Genomic DNA, 26,172 nt, shown 5'->3' with positions numbered 1-26,172 from the left:
GGCATTATTTTATTTTCCAGTAATCAAATAGAGTCTCTGTTTAAATCAACTCTGCCATCAGGATATTCAACTCTTGAAGGTTCTTTGCCAGGTGGGATAATAATTTTAGGCATTTTGGTTTCGTCTAATTTAGGCTTATAGGTAATTTTCCATTCAGCACCTGGAGTTAACCCTAATCTAAAGGGACGCATTCCTACTTCACCCTGTAGGAATATTCTTTTGGGGAATCTATTAACCATTTCCAATACAGGGTAAATAACCGGACTATAATCTATAGTATTCAATGCTGCCGTTTCGCTTAGATTTGTCTGGGTTGCATCGTTGATAAATGCAGTTAAACCAATGCCCCCAGTTCCTGCTTCTTGAGTAGCATCTTTCATCAAATGGCGGACATCGGTATAACCTACAGTAACAAAGGCTCGGTCAATTTTCCATTTACACCGGCCTCCTCCATTAAAAGGTAACTTTGCCTGAAAATAACCGGTTTGTGGATTGACCTTTACATCCAGATTCAATCCATTATAAGTTGGTACTTTAAAAGGCGACATATTGGAATCCAGACGATATTTAAGGCAGTCTTTTGATATATACACAGCGGACACATATGGTTTTGTATACTTCGGCGCCACACCTTCTACGGTTATCCACTGATTCTCTTTAGGAGGAGAAAGCGGCTCATGGGAGTCAGCGCAACCCGATATTAAAATCACTGATAAGACCGATAAGTATTGTTTAATATTTATCATGATAAGTTTTCCTCAATTCCTACAGCATTATCTATATAGCGTGTTAAGGCTAAAAGTCCTTTTTGATCCTGTTGAGTGCAAATCAACGCTTGCTTTAAGTGATGGTCCATCTGTAAAAATAGTGCATCGCGCTGCCGAATACATGCAACAATATCGGGCCTCTCATTCAGCGTTTTTTCAAATAACTGCTCCTGATCTCGGAAAAAATGGTATTTGCCCGGTGCGATTAGCTCTGCCAATCGCGCACCAATATAACGGGCGTATTTTAATGAACTGTGATCAGGGAAACCCAAAGCATCTTTTAAAGTTGGGTTTTCGCTCAGCGGAAACCATTTGGCCTTATCTGCATCGCTTATCTGTTTAAAAAATCCTTTTTGAATTTCACTCGCGTCCTTTAGATTATTTTCGGTTTCACGGTTTAGCGACGGAATTAAATACAGTTTTGTTTTAGTGGGTAAGGTGGTTCTGAGCCGTATATAGTTGCTTGGATTACGTTCTTCCAGCCATTCAATAACCAGATTGATTTTACAAAAGTGCACTATTTTTCCGTGATGCAGGAAAACTTCACCACTTTTGGTAAAATCCAACAATTCAACAGGGCTGAATAGATAGCCTAGCGGCCCCCAACAATTATATAGCCAGTTATCCAAATTTTTTTCCGGTGGTAAAGAAGGGATCGGGTCATCTTCATTCACATGACGGTAATGAATGATATCCACCAATTCCCGTATCGCATTAAAGGTTAATACCCTAGGCATCCCGTAGCTATAGAAGCAAGGATTATGGTCTTTTAATTGTGCGCTATGCAGTAATGCTAACGCTCCTCCTAGACTGTGACCACAAACAAATAATTTTCTTTTTTTAGCCAAATCCAACACATCACTAAATACTGCTATATTCTTATCGCTGGGAACTCTTAGTTTTGCAACTAGACTGAATGCTTCCCAAAACCCTTTATGTACTTTGCCGCTGTGAATGAACCCGCTACATAGGGCTTTTTCATCGCAATCTACCCTCAAAGGTTGATATGTAGCATCAGTCAGAACATCCTCTGTACTGGCTGTACCCCGCCAACTGACAATCACATCATTTTTACTGGCTACATAAAACAACTGGGTATTACCCTGCCTATTATCTCCTGATTTTGAATTAATAAATTCTACTCGCGTATAACATTCACTAAACGGCACATCGTAAACGACAGGTGTTGCCGACAATTCTTCCACTTTATAGGGCAATCTTGAAACATCCACCATTTGCCGGTTAAAAAAGTGTTTCACAGAGCCTACTACATTGACATCCCCATCGGCATAGGCCAGTACGCTCATCAAACACTGGTTATAGGCATTAACAATGGAATATTCCTTCTGATGATGCAGTTGCAAAACCCAGGCTCGAAAAGGACATATTTCTAGCACATACCGGCGATTTAACGGATGAACCTGATAGCCTTTTGGTTCCGGGTCTGGGAAATGATAGGGAGGTGGAATTTTTTTGGGATCATTCCAATCATCCAGCACTGGCAACCCATCACTAATCTGCCCGATAGTCACATAGCGATATTGATGGCCTTCGGTTTCTGCTTTTGGTTTCACCACTGAAAATTCTTCTCCCCGTTTTTCCCGTAACGGACGCTGCTCCATTTCGTCGGCCAGTGGTTGGGCGCCGATATACAAAGTTACCGGATGAGGCAACAGATCCTCTTCTCTGAGCACACCGAAACCGTCGGTTGTCCCCTGGCGTACATAACCTGGGGTTCCGCGACTGATCAGGCGATAAGGCATGTTGACCAGCGGCTTTCCCTGTTCATCCACCAACTGAAATTCCACCCAGTTTTTCAGAAACCGTTTACAATCAAAGCATAAGCGTGGATCTGATATACCCATTAGTTTTACTCCCTTCTTTTAACGTTATTTCCCCGCCCGGCTATCAATCACCTTCATCAGCATAAATATCCTGTCGGGAATAGCCGTGATTGATTGCGTCACTAAAGAAACAAGATAGTAAAAATCCTATTACCACAGATAAGAAACACCGTTTATGCCGTGAGTAATAGCGAGTTGAACAACAGGAAGACGAAATGTATTCCCATCGATTAATCCCTTTGAATAAGGGAACAGGAGTTGAGATTTCCCTCATATTATCCAATATGATGGAACTTAAGTTATGATTATTAAATCATCATCAAATAGCAAGAAAAAATTTCATTTTCTTAATTTACAAAAAGTAGATTTTGTAAGGAAGTGTTACAAATTCAATAAAAGATTAAGTTATTGTAAATATAATGAAGAATGCAACCCCATTCCCAAAAGAATCAGTCCACGATATATAAAAAAACTGGCCTTTACTGATTTTCCACATCCAGCTTTAATCAAAAACCAATTGCAAATTTTGCGGCTGCTTTTTTTGCAACAGCTATTTGAAGAAAACAGTGACATAGTGATTATCCTCATCTTCCCATAGAACGGAATCATTCTTTTATTGTATCAATGGTACAGAGATCACACGGATGTTTCATTTACCTTATGATTTAAAAGGAATAAACATGAACGCATACGTGAATAAAGAGATACCTGATGTATTACAAAGCCAATGTGGTATTAATTGTCTGACCGATATTTGCCACTATTCTTTTAATGAATTCCGCCAGCAAGTCTCTGATCATCTCTCTTGGTCAGAGACCAACCGTTTATATTGTGATGCACAACAGGAACAAAAAGAGAATCAATTATATGAAGCACGTATTCTCAAACGCGCTAACCCACAGTTACAAAATGCAGTGCACCTCGGTATTACCCTCCCTCATGCTGAATTGAGAAGCTACAATAATGAATTCGGTAGCCGAGCCAGCCAATATGTGGCGCCGGGTTCGGTTTCCTCTATGTTCTCCCCCGCCGCTTATTTAACTGAACTCTATCGTGAAGCACGTAATTTACATGCCAGCGACTCCGTTTATCATCTGGATGAACGCCGACCAGATCTCCAATCAATGGAGCTCAATCAGCAAAATATGGACACCGAGCTTTCCACGCTTTCTCTGTCTAATGAAATTTTGTTGAAAGGAATTAAAGCTAATAAGTCTAATCTGGACAGCGATACTAAAGTGATGGAAATGTTATCCACTTTCCGTCCTTCCGGCACAATACCTTATCATGATGCTTACGAAAATGTGCGTAAAGCTATCCAATTACAAGATCCTAAACTTGAGCAATTTCAGAAATCACCCGCTGTTGCCGGATTAATGCATCAAGCTTCACTGCTAGGAATTAATAACTCTATCTCACCAGAGCTGCTTAATATTCTGACAGAAGAGATTACCGAGGCTAATGCAGATGAAATTTATAAAAAGAACTTTGGCGATATTGACCCTACCTGGCTGGCAATGCCAGAATATCTGAAAAGTTATTATAATTTTAGTGATGAAGAGCTCAGCCAATTTATTCACAAATATCCAAATAATGAACTGAATGCTCAGAAAATACATTTACTAAAAATCAATAAAATTATTTTATTATCACGAGCTGTAAACTTGCCGATTTTAAAAATAGATGAAATTGTTCCAGAACAGAACATTACTCCAACAATATTAGGAAAAATATTTCTAGTTAAATACTATATGCAGAAATACAACATTGATACTGAAAATTCCTTAATACTATGTAACGCACCTATTTCACAATATTCCTATACCCAATGGATTTCAAGATGCATCGCGGCGGCAAGGGAACGAATCCCCGGGAGCATAGATAACTATGTGACCGGGGTGAGAGAGTGCAGCCAACAAAGAAGCAACTTGAAAGATGACGGGTATAATAAACGTTATAGTACTTGGGCTGGCATTTCACAATTAATTTACTATCCCGAAAATTATATCGATCCGACGATGCGTATCGGACAAACGAAAATGATGGATACACTATTGCAATCCGTCAGCCAAAGCCAATTAAATGCCGATACGGTAGAAGATGCATTTAAATCTTACCTGACCTCGTTTGAACAAGTCGCTAATTTGGAAGTCATTAGTGCTTATCATGATAACGTTAATAATGACCAAGGGCTGACCTATTTTATCGGGCACAGTAAAACAGAAGTTAATCAATATTACTGGCGCAGCGTCGATCACAGTAAATTCAATGACGGTAAATTCTCCGCCAATGCCTGGAGTGAATGGAATAAAATTGATTGCGCAATTAATCCCTACCAAAGCACCATCCGCCCAGTTATCTATAAATCCCGCTTATATCTGATTTGGCTGGAACAAAAGGAAACAGCTAAACAAGATAAGGATAATAAAGTCATTACTGACTATCACTATGAATTAAAATTGGCTCATATTCGTTATGATGGTACCTGGAATGTGCCAATCACTTTTGATGTAAATGAAAAAATACTCGCTTTAGAACTGACAAAATCTCAAGCTCCTGGACTCTATTGCGCAGGTTATCAAGGGGAAGATACCTTGTTAGTAATGTTTTATAGCAAAAAAGAGAAATTGGATGATTATAAAACTGCGCCAATGCAAGGATTATATATTTTCTCCGATATGTCTTCCAAAGATATGACCAATGAACAATGTAACTCTTATCGAAATAACGGTTATACACATTTCGATACTAATAGCATCATAAGAATAAATAACCGCTATGCAGAGGATTATGAAATCCCTTCATTGATGAATCATAGCAACAGCCATGATTGGGGAAAATATAATCTTAGCCAAGTATATGGCGGAAGTATAGTTATCAATTACACAGTTGCATCAAGTGATTTAAAAATCAATATTTCACCAAAATTAAGAATAATCCATGATGGAAAAGAAGGTCGAGAGCGCATTCAGTGTAATCTAATAAAGAAATATGGCAAATTGGGTGATAAATTCATTATTTATACAAATATAAATAAAAACCCAAATCACTCTAAAAATGAAAAGCTTATCTATCCCGTTTATCAATACCGCAATAATGAAAAAGGACGTCTGCTATTTTATAGGAGCAATACAACTGGTACTGTAAGGGCTTGGTTCCCAACAACTAAAGAAGAAATAACCACAACTACGAGTAGTAACCAAGATTGTATTATCGATAAGATTAATAATACAGATCTATTTAAATCATATTTCTATACCCGTCATCTTTCAAGTTGCCTCTTTGTTGGCTGCACTCGCTCACCCCGGTCACATAGTTATCTATGCTCCCGGGGATTCACTCCCTTGCCGTCGCGATGCATCTTGAAATCCATAGGGTATATATGGAAGATAAAGAAGGCCAGATTGCCACCGATATTAGTGGACCAGTAGATATCAACACTGCAATCTCTTCTGAAAAAGTTCAAGTCACAATCAATGCTGGCAAAAAATACTCTCTTACGGCGAATAAGGATGTCTCCGCTCAACCATCACCTAGCTTTGAAGAAATGTGTTACCAATTTAATACTCTCGAAATAGATGGCTCTAATCTGAATTTTACTAACAATTCAGCCAGTATTGATGTCACTTTTACCGCACTGGCAGATGATGAACGCAAACTGGGCTATGAAACTTTCAATATCCCGGTTACCCGAAAGGTTAAAACCGATAACGCACTCACTCTTTTTCATAATGAAAACGGTGCTCAATATATGCAATGGGGAGCCTATCGTATTCGTCTGAATACCCTATTTACTCGCCAATTAGTTGAACGTGCTACTACGGGTATTGATACAATTCTCAGTATGGAAACTCAAAATATTCAGGAACCACAATTAGGTAAAGGTTTTTATGCTACGTTCGTGATGCCTCCCTATAACTCATCAACTCATGGTGATGAACGTTGGTTTAAGCTTTATATCAAACATGTTGCTGATGATAATTCACATATTATCTATTCAGGCCAGTTAAAAGATACAAGTGTAAGCACCACGCTATTTATTCCTCTTGATGATGTTCCATTGCATCAAGATTTCCACGTCAAGGTCTATATGACCTTTAAACAATCTCAATCAGATGGTACCTGGTGGGGTCCTCACTTTGTTAGAGATGATAAAGGAATAGTAACAATAAACCCTAAATCCATTTTGACCCATTTTAAGAGCGTCAATGTCCTGAATAATGTTAAGAGCGAACCAATGGATTTCAGCGGCGCTAACAGTCTCTATTTCTGGGAACTGTTCTACTATACCCCGATGCTGGTTGCTCAACGTTTGCTACATGAACAAAACTTTGATGAAGCTAACCGTTGGCTGAAATATGTCTGGAGCCCATCCGGTTATATTATTCGTGGTCAAATTAAAAACTATCGCTGGAATGTGCGCCCGTTATTGGAAAACACCAGTTGGAACAGTGATCCTTTGGATTCCGTCGATCCTGACGCGGTGGCACAGCACGATCCAATGCACTATAAAGTAGCCACCTTTATGCGCACTCTCGATCTGTTGATGGCTCGTGGCGATCACGCCTATCGCCAACTGGAGCGGGATACGCTGAATGAGGCCAAAATGTGGTATATGCAAGCGCTGCACCTATTAGGTGAGAAACCCTATCTGCCGCTGAGTTCCGCATGGAATGATCCACGTCTGGACAATGCCGCAAGTACTACCACACAAAAAGCATATTCCTACGCAATAACCACCCTACGGCAAGGCACGCAAATACCATCATTATCATTGCGCTCCGCTAATACCCTGACCGATCTTTTCCTGCCACAAATCAACGACGTTATGCTGAGCTACTGGAACAAACTGGAACTGCGCCTGTATAACTTGCGTCATAATCTCTCCATCGATGGTCAACCGCTCTATCTGCCGATGTATGCCACACCGGCCGAGCCGAAAGCGTTACTCAGCGCTGCCGTTGCTACGTCTCAAGGCGGCGGCTCGCTTCCACAGCCATTTATGTCACTGTGGCGCTTCCCGCATATGCTAGAAAATGCCCGTAGCATGGTCACTCAACTCACACAGTTCGGTTCCACGTTGCAAAATATTATTGAACGCCAAGATGCTGAGGCCCTAAATGCTCTGCTGCAAAATCAAGCCAAGGAGCTGATATTAACGACGCTAAGCATTCAGGACAAAACCATCGAAGAAATAGATGCTGAAAAAACCGTGCTGGAAAAATCCAAAGCCGGGGCACAATCGCGCTTTAACAACTACAGCAAGTTATACGATGAAGATGTCAACGCCGGTGAACGTCAAGCTCTGGATATGCGAATAGCTTCCCAAAGTATTACCGCCGGATTGAAAGGCTTGCATATGGCTGCCGCCGCACTGGAGATGGTACCCAACATCTACGGCTTTGCGGTCGGGGGAACGCGCTTTGGGGCAATTGCCAATGCCATTGCTATTGGCGGCGGGATCGCCGCAGACGGTCTATTAATTGAAGCGGAGAAAGTCTCTCAATCTGAAATATGGCGCCGTCGCCGTCAAGAGTGGGAAATCCAGCGTAATAATGCCGAAGCAGAGATGAAACAAATCGATGCTCAACTTAAATCGCTAACGGTACGCCGCGAAGCAGCGGTATTACAAAAAACCAGCCTGAAAACCCAACAGGAACAAACTCAAGTTCAACTGGCTTTCCTGCAACGAAAATTCAGCAATCAAGCGCTGTACAACTGGTTACGTGGTCGGTTAGCTGCCATTTACTTCCAATTTCACGATTTAGTCGTCGCCCGTTGTCTGATGGCAGAACAAGCTTACCGTTGGGAAACCAATGATACCTCTGCACGCTTTATTAAACCGGGAGCCTGGCAAGGAACCTATGCCGGTCTGCTTGCCGGAGAAACCTTAATGTTGAATCTGGCCCAAATGGAAGATGCGCACCTGAAACAAGAACAACGTGCGCTGGAAGTGGAACGCACGGTTTCTCTGGCGCAGGTGTACCAATCCTTAGAGGGAAAAAGCTTTACATTGAAAGATAAAATTGAAGCGTTGCTACAAGAAGATAAAGAGACTTCCGTCGGTAATGACAGTAATCAATTGAAATTAACCAACAATACGCTATCCGCGACGCTAACCCTGCAAGACCTGAAACTCAAAGATGATTACCCGGAAGAGATGCAGTTAGGCAAAACACGCCGCATTAAACAAATTAGTGTCTCCTTACCGTCACTATTGGGACCCTATCAAGATGTTCAAGCGGTTCTGTCTTATGGTGGTGACGCCACCGGCTTAGCTAAAGGTTGTAAAGCCTTGGCGGTCTCCCACGGCCTGAATGACAATGGTCAATTCCAACTCGATTTCAACGATGGCAAATTCCTGCCGTTTGAAGGAATCGATATTAATGACAAGGGAACATTAACGCTAAGTTTCCCCAATGCCACCAGTAAACAAAAAACCATATTACAGATGCTGACCGACATTATTCTGCACATTCGTTACACTATTCTCGAATAGCCATCACCTGCCACAGGCCCTAATCAGGGCCTGTTATTAAAAATCATCTTACATGCCACTGTTATTTCAATTACCTGAATAGAAAAATTATCCCTATTATATAGCAGGATTGAATTTAACATTAGTTCACTGTAATGCAGACAAAATAACAATTGCACAAATTATTCAACATAACAAAGGAAGTAAATGACGATGAAAAACATTGACCCTAAACTTTATCACCATACGCCGACCGTCAGTGTTCACGATAACCGTGGACTCGCTATCCGTAATATTAGTTTTCACCGCGCTACCGCAGAAGCAAATACCGATCCGCGTATTACTCGCCATCAATATAATGCCGGCGGATATTTGAACCAAAGCATTGATCCTCGCCTGTATGATGCTAAGCAGACTAACAACGCCGTACAACCGAATTTTATCTGGCAGCATAATTTGACCGGCAATATCCTGCGAACAGAGAGCGTCGATGCTGGCCGAACAATTACCCTCAACGATATTGAAGGTCGCCCGGTATTGACCATCAGCGCAACCGGTGTCCGCCAAAATCACCTTTATGAAGATAACACCCTACCCGGTCGCCTACTCGCAATCACCGAACAAGCACAGACAGAAGAGAAAACAACCGAGCGTCTTATCTGGGCCGGCAATACGCCGCAGGAAAAAGAGTACAACCTTGTTGGTCAGCGTGTCCGCCATTACGATACCGCAGGGCTCACTCAACTCAACAGCCTTGCCCTGACCGGCACCGTTTTATCACAATCTCAACAACTGCTCGTCGATAACCAAGATGCCGACTGGACAGGTGAAGACCAGAACCTCTGGCAGCAAAAACTGAGTAGTGATGTTTATACCACCCAAAATAAAACCGATGCCACCGGGGCTTTACTTACCCAGACCGATGCTAAAGGCAACATTCAGCGGCAAGCCTATGATGTGGCCGGTCAGCTAAAAGGGAGCTGGCTAACATTAAAAGGTCAGGCCGAACAAGTAATTATCAAATCGCTGACCTACTCCGCCGCCGGACAAAAATTACGCGAAGAGCACGGTAACGGCATTATTACCGAATACAACTATGAACCGGAAACTCAGCGGCTTATCGGCATTACCACTCACCGTCCATCAGACGCCAAGGTGTTGCAAGACCTACGCTATCAATATGACCCGGTAGGCAATGTGATCAATATCCGTAACGATGCGGAAGCCACCCGCTTTTGGCGCAATCAAAAAGTCATCCCGGAGAATAGCTATACCTATGATTCCCTGTATCAGCTTATCAGTGCCACCGGATGTGAAATGGCCAATATAGGTCAGCCAAATAACCCACTACCCTCCCCTGCGCTACCTGCTGATAACAACACCTACACTAACTACACCCGCACCTATAGTTATGACCGTGGCGGCAATTTGATGGAAATTCAGCATAGTTCACCTGCCACGCAAAATAACTACACGACGAATATAACGGTTTCTAATTACAGCAACCGTGCCGTATTAAGCACACTGACCGAAGATCCAACCCAAGTTGATGCCTTATTTGATGCGGGAGGCCATCAAACCAACTTATTATCCGGTCAAGTTCTAATATGGACACCGCGAGGCGAATTGAAACAAGTCAACAGTAGCGCAGGAAATGAGTGGTATCGCTACGATAGCAACGGCACACGACAGCTAAAAGTGAATGAACAACAAACTCAGAATATCGCGCAACAGCAAAGAGTCACTTATCTGCCGGGGCTAGAACTACGCACAACCCAACATGGCAGTACTACCACGGAATATTTGCAAGTTATCACACTCGGTAAAGCTGGTCGTGCGCAAGTCCGGGTATTACATTGGGAGAGCGGAAAACCCGAAGATATCAACAACAATCAACTTCGTTACAGCTACGATAATCTTATCGGTTCCAGCCAACTTGAATTAGATAGCGAAGGACAAATTATCAGTGAGGAAGAATATTATCCATTTGGCGGTACAGCACTGTGGGCAGCAAGGAATCAAACCGAAGCCAGCTATAAAACCATTCGTTATTCAGGTAAAGAGCGGGATGCTACCGGGCTGTATTATTACGGCTACCGTTATTACCAACCGTGGGCGGGCAGATGGTTAAGTGCAGACCCGGCCGGAACCATTGATGGACTGAATTTATATCGCATGGTGAGAAATAACCCGGTGACGCAATTTGATGTTCAGGGATTATCTCCAGCCAACAGAACAGAAGAAGCGATAATAAAACAGGGTTCCTTTACAGGAATGGAAGAAGCCGTTTATAAAAAAATGGCGAAACCTCAAACTTTCAAACGCCAAAGAGCTATCGCTACCCAAACAGAGCAAGAAGCCCATCAATTATTGGCCAACAATCCCGGTGTAGATACTAGCCCAATTAAAGATTACACCACGGATAGCTCGCAAATTAATACTGCAATAAGAGAAAACCGTATTACATCGATAGTGAAAGATTTAGATTCCTCATTATCTGCCCTGCAAGATAGACAAATGCGGGTAACTTATCGAGTGATGACCTATATAGATAATTCCAAGCCCTCCCCTTGGCACTCTCCACAGGAAGGAAATAGCATCAACGTTGGTGATATCGTTTCAGATAATGCTTATTTATCAACATCGGCCCATCGTGGTTTTCTGAATTTTGTGCATAAAAAAGAAACCAGTGAAACTCGATATGTCAAAATGGCATTTTTAACCAATGCAGGTGTCAATGTGGCAGCAAAATCTAAGTATAATAACGAAAGTGCGGAGAAAGTATTTAAAATGGATTTAGATGATTCTAGGAAAAGCTTTGTTGAAAAATTGAAAATAAGAGCCAATGGACCAGAAGCGGGGCAAGCAGAAATACTATTCCCCAGAGAAACACCGTTCGAAGTTGTTTCAATGAGACATCAAGGTAGAGATACCTATGTATTATTACAAGATATTAAACCATCAGCGATTACTCATAGGAATGTACGTGATACTTATACCGGCAGCTTTAGATCATCCAGTACAAATTAAATTGATAAAATAGTAATTAATAAACGATCCCCTGAACTTTAATTCAGGGGATTTCACAACCAATCATTAAAATTTCAAGAAAGTTTCATTCAATCACGATAATATTTCATTAATCCAGACAAATGGTTTAATTAATGCAATGATAAATATCTCAGATCAATCCTAGACAATTAAATCGGAAATCAATAAATTCAATGGTTCTTTATATTTGTGTCTAAGAGTATAAGCACAATATTTCACTGATGGTGTTGGATACGATTTAAAATTCAAAAAGGTAATACCTTTATGAAGATCAGCAGAACAGATCGCTTCATTAGGTGTCATTAAACTTATCGCGATACCTGATCTCACTAAATCCAACCGATTAGAGAAATCAGGAACAGTTAGCAAAGTTAAATTTTGGTACTCAGGTAGACCATTCAGTGGAATAAAGCCGTCACATTGTTTCAAGAAAGCGCTATTATGCTGAGCCAAAGGCAATGTGGATATAATATCATCAGCATGACTTTCCGATCCCAAAATATCATTAGCGATAGCAAGACGCAGCACCTGATAAGTTCCATCTATTCTTATAATATTATCGTTATCAGGATAATGTTCAGTCGTCACATAGACGGTTATATCTTCTTTCATTAAAGAAGAAAATATTGCCTCTTTTCTTGCTGAATCATCAACCAGAAAATTGTTTTTTATGTAAATATCACGATAATGATAACGTTGCACCGCTCTTTTTATCACTGCCGAAATTTTATTAATATATTCTCCACTGGTCCCAATAATAAGTTTGCCGGCGTTCGTTAATCTCTCGCTTCTCCGATAATGCCAGTTATCCTCAACACGCTGCATCCTCTCATAGCACGGCAATAGCTCCTGATATAAGGCCATCCCTTCCTCAGTCAGTTTAGTCCTTCCCGGTAATCTTTCAAATAATTGGCAACCTACACGTTGTTCCAGTTGATATATGATCCTACTTAAGGGAGGGGGAGTAATACAAAGCGTATCCGCTGCTAAAGTGAATGACTCTCTTTTCGCTGACTCCATAAAATACTTCAAGTTCTTTGAACAAAATAGCATCATATATCCTTCTTATTTTAACTAATCATTCCATCCTAAATAGAATGGAATATTAACAAGAAAACATTACAACGACTTTTCTTCTTTGCATTATTTAACATCAAAGTATGCATTAACTGAGATTGAGTTTTATCATCTTTATTCTTAGCAGTTATCAAACAATTTTTATTATTGTTGCAAAATAAATATACCCCCACCTTATGTTACAATAATAATTATAAAGAAATTTGACATATTATCATTACGGAAAAATAGGCGTGATTAGCTCTTTAATTAAACATTTCAATTAGTTGAAAAACACTATCATGCTCAACATGTAATGATTGCAATTTTAAGATTAAATAAACTTAATAATTTATATTAGTTATCACTGAACTTCGCTTCCCTCGTACAGTTCATCATGAAAACAACACAGCGCCATTTCCAGCCAACTCTGATTAGAAAATCAGTTGCAAATTTTGCATCTGCTTTTTTTGCAACAGCTATTTAAAGAAAACAGTGAGATAGTGATTCTCTGAGAGATCAAGATATGCCTCTTTACACCTCGCAAACTATTTCTATGCATATCTCAGCTATTTCTCAAAGCCTGTACTTAATCATATCTTCTTCCGATGGAACGGAATCATTCTCTGATTGATCCATGATGTAAAGGCAACACGGATGTTTCATTTACTTTATGATTTAAAAGGAATAAATATGAATTCGCCTGTAAAAGAGATACCTGATGTATTAAAAAACCAATGTGGTTTTAATTGCCTGACAGATATTAGCCACAGCTCTTTTAACGAATTTCACCAACAAGTATCTGCTCACCTCTCTTGGTCCGAAGCACACGACTTATATCATGATGCCCAACAGGCCCAAAAGGATAATCGGCTATATGAAGCCCGTATTCTTAAACGCGCGAATCCTCAATTACAAAATGCCGTACATCTTGCCATCATCGCCCCTAATGTCGAACTGATAGGCTATAACAGCCAATTTAGCGGTAGAGCCAGTCAATATGTCGCACCGGGTACCGTTTCCTCCATGTTCTCCCCCGCCGCTTATTTGACTGAGCTTTATCGTGAGGCTCGCAATTTACACGCCAGCAACTCCGTTTATTATCTGGATACCCGCCGCCCAGATCTCAAATCAATGGCGCTCAGCCAACAAAATATGGATACCGAACTTTCCACTCTCTCGTTATCCAATGAGCTATTGTTGGAAAGTATTAAAACTGAGTCTAAGCTGGATAACTATACTAAAGTGATGGAAATGCTCTCCACTTTCCGTCCTTCCGGCGCGACGCCTTATCACGATGCTTATGAAAATGTGCGTGAAGTTATCCAGCTACAAGATCCTGGGCTTGAGCAATTAAATGCATCACCGGCAATTGCCGGGCTAATGCATCAAGCCTCCCTATTGGGTATTAACGCCTCAATCTCACCTGAGTTGTTTAATATCCTGACGGAGGAGATTACCGAAGGTAATGCTGAGGAACTTTATGAGAAAAATTTTGGTAATATCGAACCGGCCTCACTGGCTATGCCGGAATATCTTAAACGTTATTACAATTTAAGTGATGAAGAACTTAGCCAGTTTATTGGTAAAGCCAGCAATTTTGGTCAACAGGAATATAGTCATAACCAGCTTATTACTCCAGTAGTTAACAGCAGTGATGGCACGGTTAAGGTATATCGGATTACCCGCGAATATACAACAAATGCCTATCAAGTGGACGTGGAACTGTTTCCCTTCGGTGGTGAAAATTATCGGTTAGATTATAAATTCAAAGATTTTTGGAATGCCACTTATTTATCCATCAAGTTAAATGACAAAAGAGAGCTTATTCGAACTGAAGGCGCTCCTCAGGTCAACATAGAATACTCTGAAAATATCACATTAAGTACCACTGATATCAGTCAACCTTTTGAAATTGGCCTGACACGAGTACTTCCTAATACTAATTACGCCTATGCCGCCGCAAAATTTACCGTTGAGGAATATAACCAATACTCTTTCCTGCTAAAACTCAATAAAGCGATTCGTCTATCCCGTGCAACAGAATTGTCACCCACGATTCTGGAAGGCATTGTGCGCAGTGTTAATCAGCAACTGGATATCAACACAGAAGTATTAGGTAAAGTTTTTCTGACTAAATATTATATGCAGCGTTATGCTATTGATGCTGAAACTGCCCTAATACTCTGCAATGCGCTTATTTCACAACGCTCATATGAGAATCAAACTAGCCAATTTGATCGCCTGTTTAATACGCCATTACTGAACGGCCAATATTTTTCTACAGGAGATGAAGAGGTTGATTTAAATCCAGGCAGCACCGGCGATTGGCGCAAAACCATACTCAAGCGTGCATTTAATATCGATGATGTCTCGCTCTACCGCCTGCTTAAAATTACCGACCATAATAATAAAGACGGAAAGATTAAAAATAGCCTAAGGAATCTTTCCAATTTATATATTGGGAAATTATTGGCAGAAATCCATCAATTAACCATTGATGAATTGGATTTATTGCTGGTCGCTGTGGGTGAAGGAGAAACTAATTTATCCGCTATCAATGATAAGCAATTGGCTAGCCTGATCAGAAAACTCAATACCATTACCGGCTGGTTACATATACAGAAGTGGAGCGTGTTCCAGTTGTTTATTATGACCTCCACCAGCTATAACAAAACGCTAACGCCTGAAATTAAGAATCTGCTAGATACCGTTTACCACGGTTTACAAGGTTTTGATAAAGACAAAGCAGATTTACTACATGTTATGGCGCCTTATATTGCGGCTACCTTGCAATTATCATCAGAAAATGTCGCCCATTCAGTGCTACTTTGGGCAGACAAGTTAAAGCCCGGCGACGGCGCAATGACAGCAGAAAAATTCTGGGACTGGTTGAATACTCAGTATACGCCAGGTTCATCGGAAGCAGCAGAAATGCAGGAACATATCGTTCAGTACTGTCAGGCTCTGGCACAATTGGAAATGGTTTACCATTCCACCAGCATTAACGAAAACGCCTTCCGCCTGTTTGTGACAAAACCAGAGATGTTTGGCGCTGCGACTGAGGCAGCTCCTACGCATGATGCACTTTCATTGATCATGCTGACACGTTTTGCGGATTGGGTTAACGCACTAGGCGAAAAAGCCTCCTCCGTATTAGCGGCATTTGAAGCTAACACGTTAACGGCAGAACAACTGGCTGACGCCATGAATCTTGATGCTAATTTGTTGTTGCAAGCCAGTACTCAAGCCCAAAACCATCAACATCTTCCGCCAGTGACGCAAGAAAATGCGTTCTCCTGTTGGACATCTATCGATACTATCCTGCAATGGATTAATGTTGCACAACAATTGAATGTCGCCCCGCAGGGCGTTTCCGCTTTGGTCGGGCTGGATTATATTCAATCAATGAAAGAGACACCGACCTATGCCCAGTGGGAAAATGCGGCAGGCGTGTTAACCGCCGGATTGAATTCACAACAGGCCAATACATTACACGCTTTTCTGGATGAATCTCGCAGTGCCGCATTAAGCACCTACTATATCCGTCAAGTTGCTAAGGCAGCGGCGGCTATTAAAAGCCGTGATGACTTGTATCAATATTTACTGATTGATAATCAAGTTTCCGCTGCAATCAAAACCACCCGGATCGCTGAAGCCATTGCCAGCATTCAACTGTACGTCAACCGGGCATTGGAAAATGTGGAAGAAAATGCTAATTCAGGGGTTATCAGCCGCCAATTCTTTATCGACTGGGACAAATACAACAAACGCTACAGCACCTGGGCGGGTGTTTCTCAATTAGTTTACTATCCAGAAAACTATATTGATCCGACCATGCGCATCGGGCAAACCAAAATGATGGACGCATTACTGCAATCCGTCAGCCAAAGCCAATTAAACGCCGATACCGTCGAAGACGCCTTTATGTCTTACCTGACATCGTTTGAGCAGGTGGCTAATCTTAAAGTTATTAGCGCGTATCACGATAATATTAACAACGATCAAGGGCTGACCTATTTTATCGGCCTCAGTGAAACTGATACCGGTGAATATTATTGGCGCAGTGTCGATCACAGCAAATTCAATGATGGCAAATTCGCGGCTAACGCCTGGAGCGAGTGGCACAAAATTGATTGTCCAATTAACCCTTACCAAAGCACGATTCGGCCAGTAATGTACAAATCCCGCTTGTATCTGCTCTGGTTGGAACAAAAGGAGATCACCAAACAGACCGGAAATAGTAAAGATGGCTATCAAACCGAGACAGATTATCGTTATGAGCTGAAATTAGCACATATCCGTTATGACGGTACCTGGAATACGCCAATCACCTTTGATGTCAATGAAAAAATATCCAAGCTAGAACTAGCAAAAAATAAAGCGCCTGGGCTCTATTGTGCCGGTTATCAGGGTGAAGATACGTTGCTGGTGATGTTTTATAATCAACAAGATACACTGGATAGTTATAAAACCGCTGCAATGCAAGGGCTATATATCTTTGCCGATATGGCATCCAAAGATATGACCCCAGAACAGAGCAATGTTTATCGGGATAACAGCTATCAACAATTCGATACTAATAGCGTCAGAAGAGTGAATAACCGCTACGCAGAGAATTATGAAATTCCTTCATCGGTAAATAGCAATAACAGTTATGGCAGAGGAGAATATAACCTCAGTATGGTGCATGGCGGAGATATTCCAATTATCCGTTACCAAGCCTCATCAAGTGATTTAAAAATCCATATCTCACCTAAGTTAAGAATTACCTATGAAGGAGCTGATGAGCGAACTCGTCATCAGTGCGACCTGATAAAAAAATATGGCAAATTAGGTGATAAATTTATTATCTATACCAATCTGAGTGTCAATACACAATGGACATCAAATAAGAAGTTAATATACCCGGTTTATCAATATAGTGGAAACACCACTAATAATAGTCAGGGTAGATTACTGTTTTATCGGGATAACCAAATTGGTAAAGTAAGTGTCTTTCTTCCTAATTGGGGGAAAAGCCTATATTCAGAAGTTACCAATAGTGATAACGGCTATATTATAGACACGTCTAATCAAGAACCTTTATTTAAGCAATATCTCTATATGGAGGACACGAATAATGGGTTCCGTATTATTGCTACTGATGTCTATAACGCGGAAGAGATCAAAACTGCAATTCCTGCTGCAAAAGTTCAGGTAACAGTAAAAGCAGGTAGCAAAAAACAAACTTTTTCCGCGGATGAAGATGTCTCCGTTCAGCCATCACCTAGTTTTGATGAAATGTATTATCAATTTAATACCCTCGAAATAGATGGCACTGGTCTGAATTTTAATAATAATTCAGCCAGTATTGATGTCACCTTTACTGCATTAGCGGAGGATGGGCGCAAGCTAGGTTATGAAAGTTTCACTATTCCTGTCACCCGCAAGGTGAGTACCGATAATGCCCTGACCCTTCACCATAATGAAAATGGTGCGCAATATATGCAATGGCAAGCCTATCGTATTCGCCTGAATACCCTATTCGCCCGCCAGTTGGTTGCACGCGCTACTACCGGAATCGATACGATTCTGAGTATGGAAACCCAAAATATCCAAGAACCTATGATGGGAATTGGGGCCTACGTGGAATTAGTTATGGATAAATATAATCCAGAAACCCACGGCACTGATAAATCCTTTACGATTATGTATTATGATATTTTTAAATCGGGTGATAAATTCCCTATTTATCAAGGGACATTAAGCGATATAGCGCCAACAAAAATACAATTATTCTTATCCCGTTTTGATGATGCTCATGGAAACAAAGATAATCTCTATATCTATGCGGTTTATCAAAAACAGGAAACAAATGCTATTCGCTTTGTTAAAAAGGATAATAATGATGAACTCGCTATATTCGACACTACCTATAAGAGTGGGACCTTCCCAGGGCTTGCATCAGCTAGAGTCGTGCCCACTTTCACAGAACCAATGGATTTCAGCGGCGCTAACAGCCTTTATTTCTGGGAACTGTTCTACTATACCCCGATGCTGGTTGCTCAACGTTTGTTGCATGAACAAAACTTTGACGAAGCTAACCGCTGGCTGAAATATGTCTGGAGTCCATCCGGGTACATTGTCCACGGCCAGATTCAAAACTACCAGTGGAACGTCCGCCCGTTATTGGAAGATACCAGTTGGAACAGTGATCCTTTAGATTCCGTCGATCCTGACGCGGTAGCACAACACGATCCAATGCACTACAAAGTCTCAACCTTTATGCGCACCCTTGATCTGTTGATAGCACGCGGCGATCACGCTTACCGCCAACTGGAGCGAGATACACTTAACGAAGCGAAGATGTGGTATATGCAAGCACTGCATCTATTGGGCGACAAGCCTTATCTGTCACTCAGTACGACATGGGGCAATCCACGGCTGGACAGCGCCGCAGATATTACTACCCAAAATGCTTACGCCAGCGCGATAAACGCGCTGCGGCAGGGTATACCGACACCTTTATCATCACGCAGCGCTAACAGTCTGACCGATCTCTTCCTGCCGCAAATCAATGAAGTGATGATGAATTACTGGCAGACATTAGCTCAGAGAGTATACAACCTGCGTCATAACCTCTCTATCGACGGTCAGCCGCTCTATCTGCCAATCTATGCCGCACCAGCAGATCCAAAAGCGTTACTCAGCGCCGCCGTTGCCACTTCTCAAAGTGGAGGCAAACTACCAGAGTCATTTATGTCCCTGTGGCGCTTCCCGCACATGCTGGAAAATGCACGCGGCATGGTTAGCCAACTCATCCAGTTCGGCTCCACGTTACAAAATATTATCGAGCGTCAGGACGCGGAAGCACTCAATGCGTTATTACAAAATCAGGCCGCAGATCTGATATTGACTAACCTGAGCATTCAGGACAAAACCATTGAAGAATTGGATGCCGAGAAAACCGTGCTGGAAAAATCCAAAGCGGGGGCACAATCGCGCTTTGATAGCTACAGCAAACTGTACGATGAAAACATCAACGCTGGCGAAAACCAAGCCATGACGCTACGAGCGACCGCAGCCGGGCTCACCACGGCAGTTCAGGCATCCCGTCTGGCTGGCGCGGCGGCTGATTTGGTGCCTAACATCTTCGGCTTCGCCGGTGGTGGTAGCCGTTGGGGGGCCATCGCTGAGGCAACAGGTTATGTGATGGAATTCTCCGCTAATGTTATGAACACCGAAGCGGATAAAATTAGCCAATCTGAAACCTACCGTCGCCGCCGTCAGGAGTGGGAGATCCAGCGTAATAATGCCGAAGCGGAACTGAAACAACTCGACGCCCAACTTAAATCGTTGGCAGTACGCCGTGAAGCCGCCGTATTGCAAAAAAACAGCCTGAAAACCCAACAAGAACAGACTCAATCCCAATTGGCCTTCCTGCAACGTAAGTTCAGCAATCAAGCGTTGTACAACTGGCTACGGGGCCGACTGGCGGCGATTTACTTCCAGTTCTACGATTTGGCTGTCACACGTTGTTTAATGGCAGAACAGGCTTACCGTTGGGAACTCAATGATGACTCTGCACGCTTTATTAAACCGGGCGCCTGGCAAGGAACCTATGCCGGCCTGCTTGCTGGTGAAACCTTGATGTTGAGTCTGGCACAAATGGAAGATGCCCATTTGAAACGCGATAAACGCGCACTGGAGGTCGAACGCACGGTGTCGCTGGCCGAAGTTTATGCTGGATTGCCACAAGATAAAGGTCCATTCTCCCTGACTCAGGAAATCGAGAAGCTGGTGAATGAAGGCTCAGGCAGTGCCGGCAGTGGCAATAATAATTTGGCATTTGGCGCTGGCACGGACACTAAAACCTCTTTACAGGCATCCATTTCATTAGCTGATTTGAAAATCCGTGAAGATTACCCGGAATCCATTGGCAAAATTCGACGTATCAAACAGATCAGTGTCACCCTGCCCGCGCTACTGGGACCCTATCAGGATGTGCAGGCAATATTGTCTTACGGCGATAAAGCCGGATTAGCTAACGGCTGTGAAGCGTTGGCTGTTTCTCACGGTATGAATGACAGCGGCCAGTTCCAGCTCGATTTCAACGATGGCAAATTCCTGCCATTCGAAGGTATCGCCATTGATCAAGGCACGCTGACCCTGTGCTTCCCAAATGCATCAACGCCGGACAAAGGTAAACAAACCACTATGCTAAAAACCCTGAACGATATCATTTTGCATATTCGCTACACCATTAAATAACCGTCCCAACGTACTAAAACAGGCTCCGAATCGGAGCCTGTAAGGAGTTTTCATGCAGAATTCACAGACATTCAGTGTTGCCGAGCTGTCATTACCCAAGGGCGGCGGGGCCATTACCGGTATGGGTGAAGCATTAACACCCACCGGGCCGGATGGTATGGCCGCCTTATCCCTGCCATTACCCATTTCTGCCGGGCGGGGTTACTCCCCATCGCTCACCTTGAATTACAACAGCGGAACCGGTAACAGCCCGTTTGGTCTCGGTTGGGATTGCAACGTCATGACAATTCGTCGTCGCACCAGTACTGGCGTGCCGAATTACGATGAAACCGATACTTTTCTGGGGCCAGAAGGTGAAGTGTTGGTAATAGCATTAAATGAGAGCGGTCAAGCTGATATCCGCAGTGAATCCTCATTGCAGGGCATCAATTTAGGGGCGACTTTCACCGTTACCGGTTATCGCTCCCGTTTGGAAAGCCACTTTAGCCGATTGGAATACTGGCAACCCCAAACAACCGGCACAACCGATTTCTGGCTGATATACAGCCCCGACGGACAGGTCCATTTACTGGGCAAAAATCCTCAGGCACGTATCAGCAATCCACTCAATGTTAACCAAACGGCACAATGGCTGTTGGAAGCCTCGGTATCATCCCACGGTGAGCAGATTTATTATCAGTATCGCGCCGAAGATGAAACAGGTTGTGAAACTGACGAGCTCACAGCCCACCCGAACGCAACCGTTCAGCGCTACCTGCAAACAGTACATTACGGTAACCTGACCGCCAGCGACGTTTTTCCCACACTAAACGGAGATGACCCACTCAAATCTAGCTGGTTATTCTGTTTAGTATTTGATTACGGTGAGCGCAAAAACAGCTTATCTGAAATGCCGCCGTTTAAAGCCATAAGTCACTGGCTTTGCCGCCAAGACCGTTTTTCCCGTTATGAATACGGTTTTGAATTGCGTACCCGGCGTCTATGCCGCCAAATACTGATGTTTCACCGTCTACAAACCCTGTCTGGTCAAACAAAAGGAGACGATGAACCCGCTTTGGTTTCACGTCTGATACTGGATTATGATGAAAACGCGGTGATCAGCACGCTCGTTTCTGTCCGTCGGATAGGCCATGAGGACAACAATACCGTCATCTCACTGCCACCACTGGAACTGGCTTACCAGCCTTTTGAGCCAGAACAAAAAGCACTCTGGCAACCAATGGATGTACTGGCAAATTTCAACACCATTCAGCGCTGGCAACTGCTTGACCTTAAAGGAGAAGGCGTACCCGGTATTCTGTATCAGGATAGAAATGGCTGGTGGTACCGATCTGCCCAACGTCAGGCAGGGGAAGAGGTAAATGCGGTTACCTGGGGGAAAATGCAACTCCTCCCCATCATGCCAGCTTTGCAGGATAACGCTTCACTGATGGATATTAACGGTGACGGGCAACTGGACTGGATTATCACCGGGCCGGGATTAAGGGGCTATCACAGCCAACACCCGGATGGTAGCTGGACACGTTTTACACCATTACATGCTTTGCCGATAGAATATTCTCATCCTCGCGCTCAACTTGCCGATTTAATGGGGGCCGGGCTATCCGATTTAGTGCTGATTGGTCCCAAAAGCGTGCGCTTGTATGCTAATAACCGTGATGGTTTTACCGAAGGACGGGATGTGGTGCAATCCGGTGATATCACCCTGCCGTTACCGGGTGCCGATGCCCGTAAGTTAGTGGCATTTAGTGACGTACTCGGTTCGGGCCAAGCACATCTGGTTGAAGTTAGTGCAACTCAAGTCACCTGCTGGCCAAATTTGGGACATGGCCGCTTTGGTCAGCCAATCACATTGCCGGGATTCAGCCAATCTGCCGCCAATTTTAATCCTAACCGGATTCATCTGGCCGATCTGGACGGCAGCGGTCCTGCCGATTTGATTTATGTTCATGCTGACCGTCTGGAGATTTTCAGAAATGAAAGTGGTAACGGTTTTGCAAAACCATTCACACTCCATTTTCCTGACGGCCTGCATTTTGATGATACTTGCCAGTTACAAGTGGCCGATGTACAAGGATTAGGGGCTGTCAGCCTGATCCTGAGCGTACCGCATATGGCACCACATCATTGGCGCTGCGATCTGACTAACGCGAAACCGTGGTTACTCAGTGAAATGAACAACAATATGGGCGCTCATCACACCCTGCATTACCGTAGCTCTGTCCAGTTCTGGCTGGATGAAAAAGCCGCAGCCTTAGCGACCGGACAAACACCGGTCTGTTACCTGCCCTTCCCGGTCCATACCCTTTGGCAAACAGAAACCGAGGATGAAATCAGCGGCAACAAATTAGTGACCACGTTACGTTACGCTCACGGCGCTTGGGATGGACATGAGCGGGAATTTCGTGGCTTTGGTTATGTTGAGCAGACAGACAGCCATCAACTGGCTCAAGGTAATGCGCCGGAACGTACACCATCGGCACTCACCAAAAACTGGTATGCCACCGGAATCCCTGAGGTAGACAATACGCTATCCGCCGGGTATTGGCGTGGCGATAAGCAAGCTTTCACCGGTTTTACGCCACGCTTTACTCTCTGGAAAGAGGGCAAAGATGTTCCTGTGACACCGGAAGATGAGCATAATCGGTACTGGTTAAACCGGGCACTAAAAGGCCAACCACTGCGTAGTGAACTCTACGGGCTAGATGGCAGCCCACAGCAAAAGATCCCCTATACAGTGACTGAATCCCGTCCACAAGTGCGCCAATTACAAGATGACACTACCTCTTCCCCGGTGCTCTGGGCTTCAGTCGTCGAGAGCCGTAGTTATCACTATGAACGTATTATCAGTGATCCCCTGTGCAATCAGGATATCACGCTGTCCAGTGACCTGTTCGGACAACCCCTGAAACAGGTTTCAGTGCAATATCCCCGCCGCAATAAACCAACAACCAATCCGTATCCCGATACACTACCGGATACGCTGTTTGCCAGCAGTTATGACGACCAACAACAGCGATTGCAGTTAACCTACCAGCAATCCAGTTGGCACCATCTAATCGGTAATGAACTCAGAGTGTTGGGATTACCGGATGGTACACGCAGTGATGCCTTTACTTACGATGCCAAACATGTGCCTATTGACGGTTTAAATCTGGAAGCCCTATGTGCTGAAAATAGCCTGATTGCCGATGATAAACCACGCGAATACCTCAACCAGCAACGAACGTTCTATACCGATGGAAAAAACCAAGCGCCATTGGAAATACCGACATGGCAAGCTTTAATCGCCTTTACCGAAACGGCGGTATTGACAGAATCCCTGTTATCCGCATTCGATGGCGGTATCACGCCAGATGAATTACCCGGCATTCTGACACAAGCAGGATATCAACAAGAACCTTACCTTTTCCCACGCACCGGCGAAAACAAAGTCTGGGTAGCACGTAAAGGCTATACCGATTACGGGACTGAGACACAATTTTGGCGTCCTGTCGCACAACGTAACACCCTGTTAACTGGGAAAACGACCCTGAAATGGGATACCTACTACTGTGTCATCACTCAAACCCAAGACGCTGCTGGTTTGACTGTCTCAGCCAATTATGACTGGCGTTTTCTCACACCTGTGCAACTGACTGATATCAATGATAATGTGCATCTCATGACCTTGGATGCACTGGGGCGCCCTGTCACACAACGCTTCTGGGGGATCGAAAGTGGTGTGGCAACAGGTTACTCTTCACCAGAAGAAAAACCATTCTCTCCACCAGCCGATGTTAATACCGCCATTGATCTGACCGGGCCACTCCCTGTCGCGCTGTGTCTGGTCTATGCGCCAGACAGTTGGATGCCACCATTCAGTCAGGAAACCTTCAACACATTAACGCAAGAAGAGCAGAAAACGCTGCGTGATTTACGGATTATCACGGAAGATTGGCGTATTTGCGCGCTAGCTCGCCGCCGTTGGCTACAAAGTCAACAGGCTAGCACACCATTGGTTAACCTGTTAACCAATAGCATCGGTTTTCCTCCCCATAACCTTACACTGACCACGGATCGTTATGACCATGATTCTGAACAGCAAATTCGTCAACAAGTCGCATTCAGTGATGGTTTTGGCCGTCTATTGCAAGCGTCTGTACGGCATGAGGCAGGCGAAGCTTGGCAACGTAACCAAGACGGCTCTTTGGTGACAAAAATGGAGGATACCAAAACGCGCTGGGCGGTCACGGGACGCACCGAATATGATAATAAGGGTCAGACGATACGAACTTATCAGCCCTATTTCCTCAACGATTGGCGATATGTGAGTGATGACAGTGCCAGAAAAGGGGCCTATGCCGATACGCATATCTATGATCCGATTGGGCGGGAAATCCGGGTTATCACCGCAAAAGGCTGGCTGCGACAGAGCCAATATTTTCCGTGGTTTATCGTGAGTGAGGATGAAAATGATTTGGCCGTTGACGCGATCGTGTAATTGAACCCGTATTCGCTCGTTTAATGTTAACGAGCGGATATAATACTGCATTGTTGAGTTCTAAATAGAGGGACAGGATATTTTGTTACCTTTTATTTCATAGGTAATAAAGTTCAATTCCTGCAAAAATCTATCATCATGAGAACTAAAAATAACAACTTTCTCTTCTGCAAGAGAAATCAGCAACTCAATTAAAAATGTTATATACCGAATGAACTTCAAAATGCTTGAGCCGTCAGA

5 protein-coding genes and 3 pseudogenes are annotated in these 26,172 nt (G+C 43.3%); 5 read left to right on the top strand and 3 right to left on the bottom strand.

What is annotated here, in order from left to right; genetic code table 11:
• Window positions 1–4: 4 nt before the first annotated feature.
• Both LGZ98_RS08095 and LGZ98_RS08090 read right to left on the bottom strand, forming a co-directional pair.
• A pseudogene (locus LGZ98_RS08095) lies at window positions 5–746 on the bottom strand (hypothetical protein).
• Complete coding sequence (locus LGZ98_RS08090) at window positions 743–2,632, bottom strand: lipase family protein (protein WP_113042133.1); 1,890 nt, start codon at window positions 2,630–2,632, stop codon at window positions 743–745. The pseudogene LGZ98_RS08095 and the gene LGZ98_RS08090 overlap by 4 nt, the downstream one beginning before the upstream one ends.
• A 659-nt stretch (window positions 2,633–3,291) precedes the next feature.
• On the opposite strand from LGZ98_RS08090, the pseudogene LGZ98_RS08085 reads away from it, so the two are divergent.
• The 3 genes and pseudogenes from LGZ98_RS08085 to LGZ98_RS08075 form a co-directional block, all read left to right on the top strand.
• Window positions 3,292–5,868 (top strand): annotated as a pseudogene (locus tag LGZ98_RS08085) (neuraminidase-like domain-containing protein); the annotation flags it as partial.
• Between the two features lie 131 nt (window positions 5,869–5,999).
• Window positions 6,000–9,110: pseudogene (locus LGZ98_RS08080) on the top strand (Tc toxin subunit A-related protein); the annotation flags it as partial.
• A 192-nt stretch (window positions 9,111–9,302) separates the two neighbouring features.
• Window positions 9,303–12,119: an RHS repeat-associated core domain-containing protein gene (locus LGZ98_RS08075; protein ID WP_113042151.1), complete on the top strand. Its 2,817-nt coding sequence runs from the start codon at window positions 9,303–9,305 to the stop codon at window positions 12,117–12,119.
• Between the two features lie 162 nt (window positions 12,120–12,281).
• Here the strand turns inward: LGZ98_RS08075 and LGZ98_RS08070 are convergent, their stop codons facing one another.
• Window positions 12,282–13,193 (bottom strand): LysR family transcriptional regulator, encoded by a 912-nt coding sequence (locus LGZ98_RS08070; protein WP_262977933.1) that lies wholly within the window; start codon window positions 13,191–13,193, stop codon window positions 12,282–12,284.
• 696 nt (window positions 13,194–13,889) lie between these two features.
• On the opposite strand from LGZ98_RS08070, the gene LGZ98_RS08065 reads away from it, so the two are divergent.
• A complete protein-coding gene (locus LGZ98_RS08065; RefSeq protein ID WP_262977932.1) occupies window positions 13,890–21,449 on the top strand; it encodes a Tc toxin subunit A-related protein in 7,560 nt (2,519 codons plus the stop codon).
• 52 nt (window positions 21,450–21,501) lie between these two features.
• On the top strand, window positions 21,502–25,932 hold the full coding sequence (locus tag LGZ98_RS08060; RefSeq protein ID WP_113042137.1) for a SpvB/TcaC N-terminal domain-containing protein: 4,431 nt from the start codon (window positions 21,502–21,504) through the stop codon (window positions 25,930–25,932).
• Window positions 25,933–26,172 lie beyond the last annotated feature (240 nt).

Origin of the sequence: Photorhabdus kayaii (genome assembly GCF_025384895.1) — a bacterium.
GTDB classification, from domain to species: Bacteria; Pseudomonadota; Gammaproteobacteria; order Enterobacterales; family Enterobacteriaceae; genus Photorhabdus; species Photorhabdus kayaii.
This window is presented reverse-complemented; position numbering and strand designations above follow the sequence as displayed.

What these genes read in the sequence shown, in the direction of transcription:
- LGZ98_RS08090 (WP_113042133.1), bottom strand. Translation starts at nt 2,632, where the DNA reads ATGGGTATATCAGATCCACGCTTATGCTTTGATTGTAAACGGTTTCTG.
- LGZ98_RS08075 (WP_113042151.1), top strand. Translation starts at nt 9,303, where the DNA reads ATGAAAAACATTGACCCTAAACTTTATCACCATACGCCGACCGTCAGT.
- LGZ98_RS08070 (WP_262977933.1), bottom strand. Translation starts at nt 13,193, where the DNA reads ATGCTATTTTGTTCAAAGAACTTGAAGTATTTTATGGAGTCAGCGAAA.
- LGZ98_RS08065 (WP_262977932.1), top strand. Translation starts at nt 13,890, where the DNA reads ATGAATTCGCCTGTAAAAGAGATACCTGATGTATTAAAAAACCAATGT.
- LGZ98_RS08060 (WP_113042137.1), top strand. Translation starts at nt 21,502, where the DNA reads ATGCAGAATTCACAGACATTCAGTGTTGCCGAGCTGTCATTACCCAAG.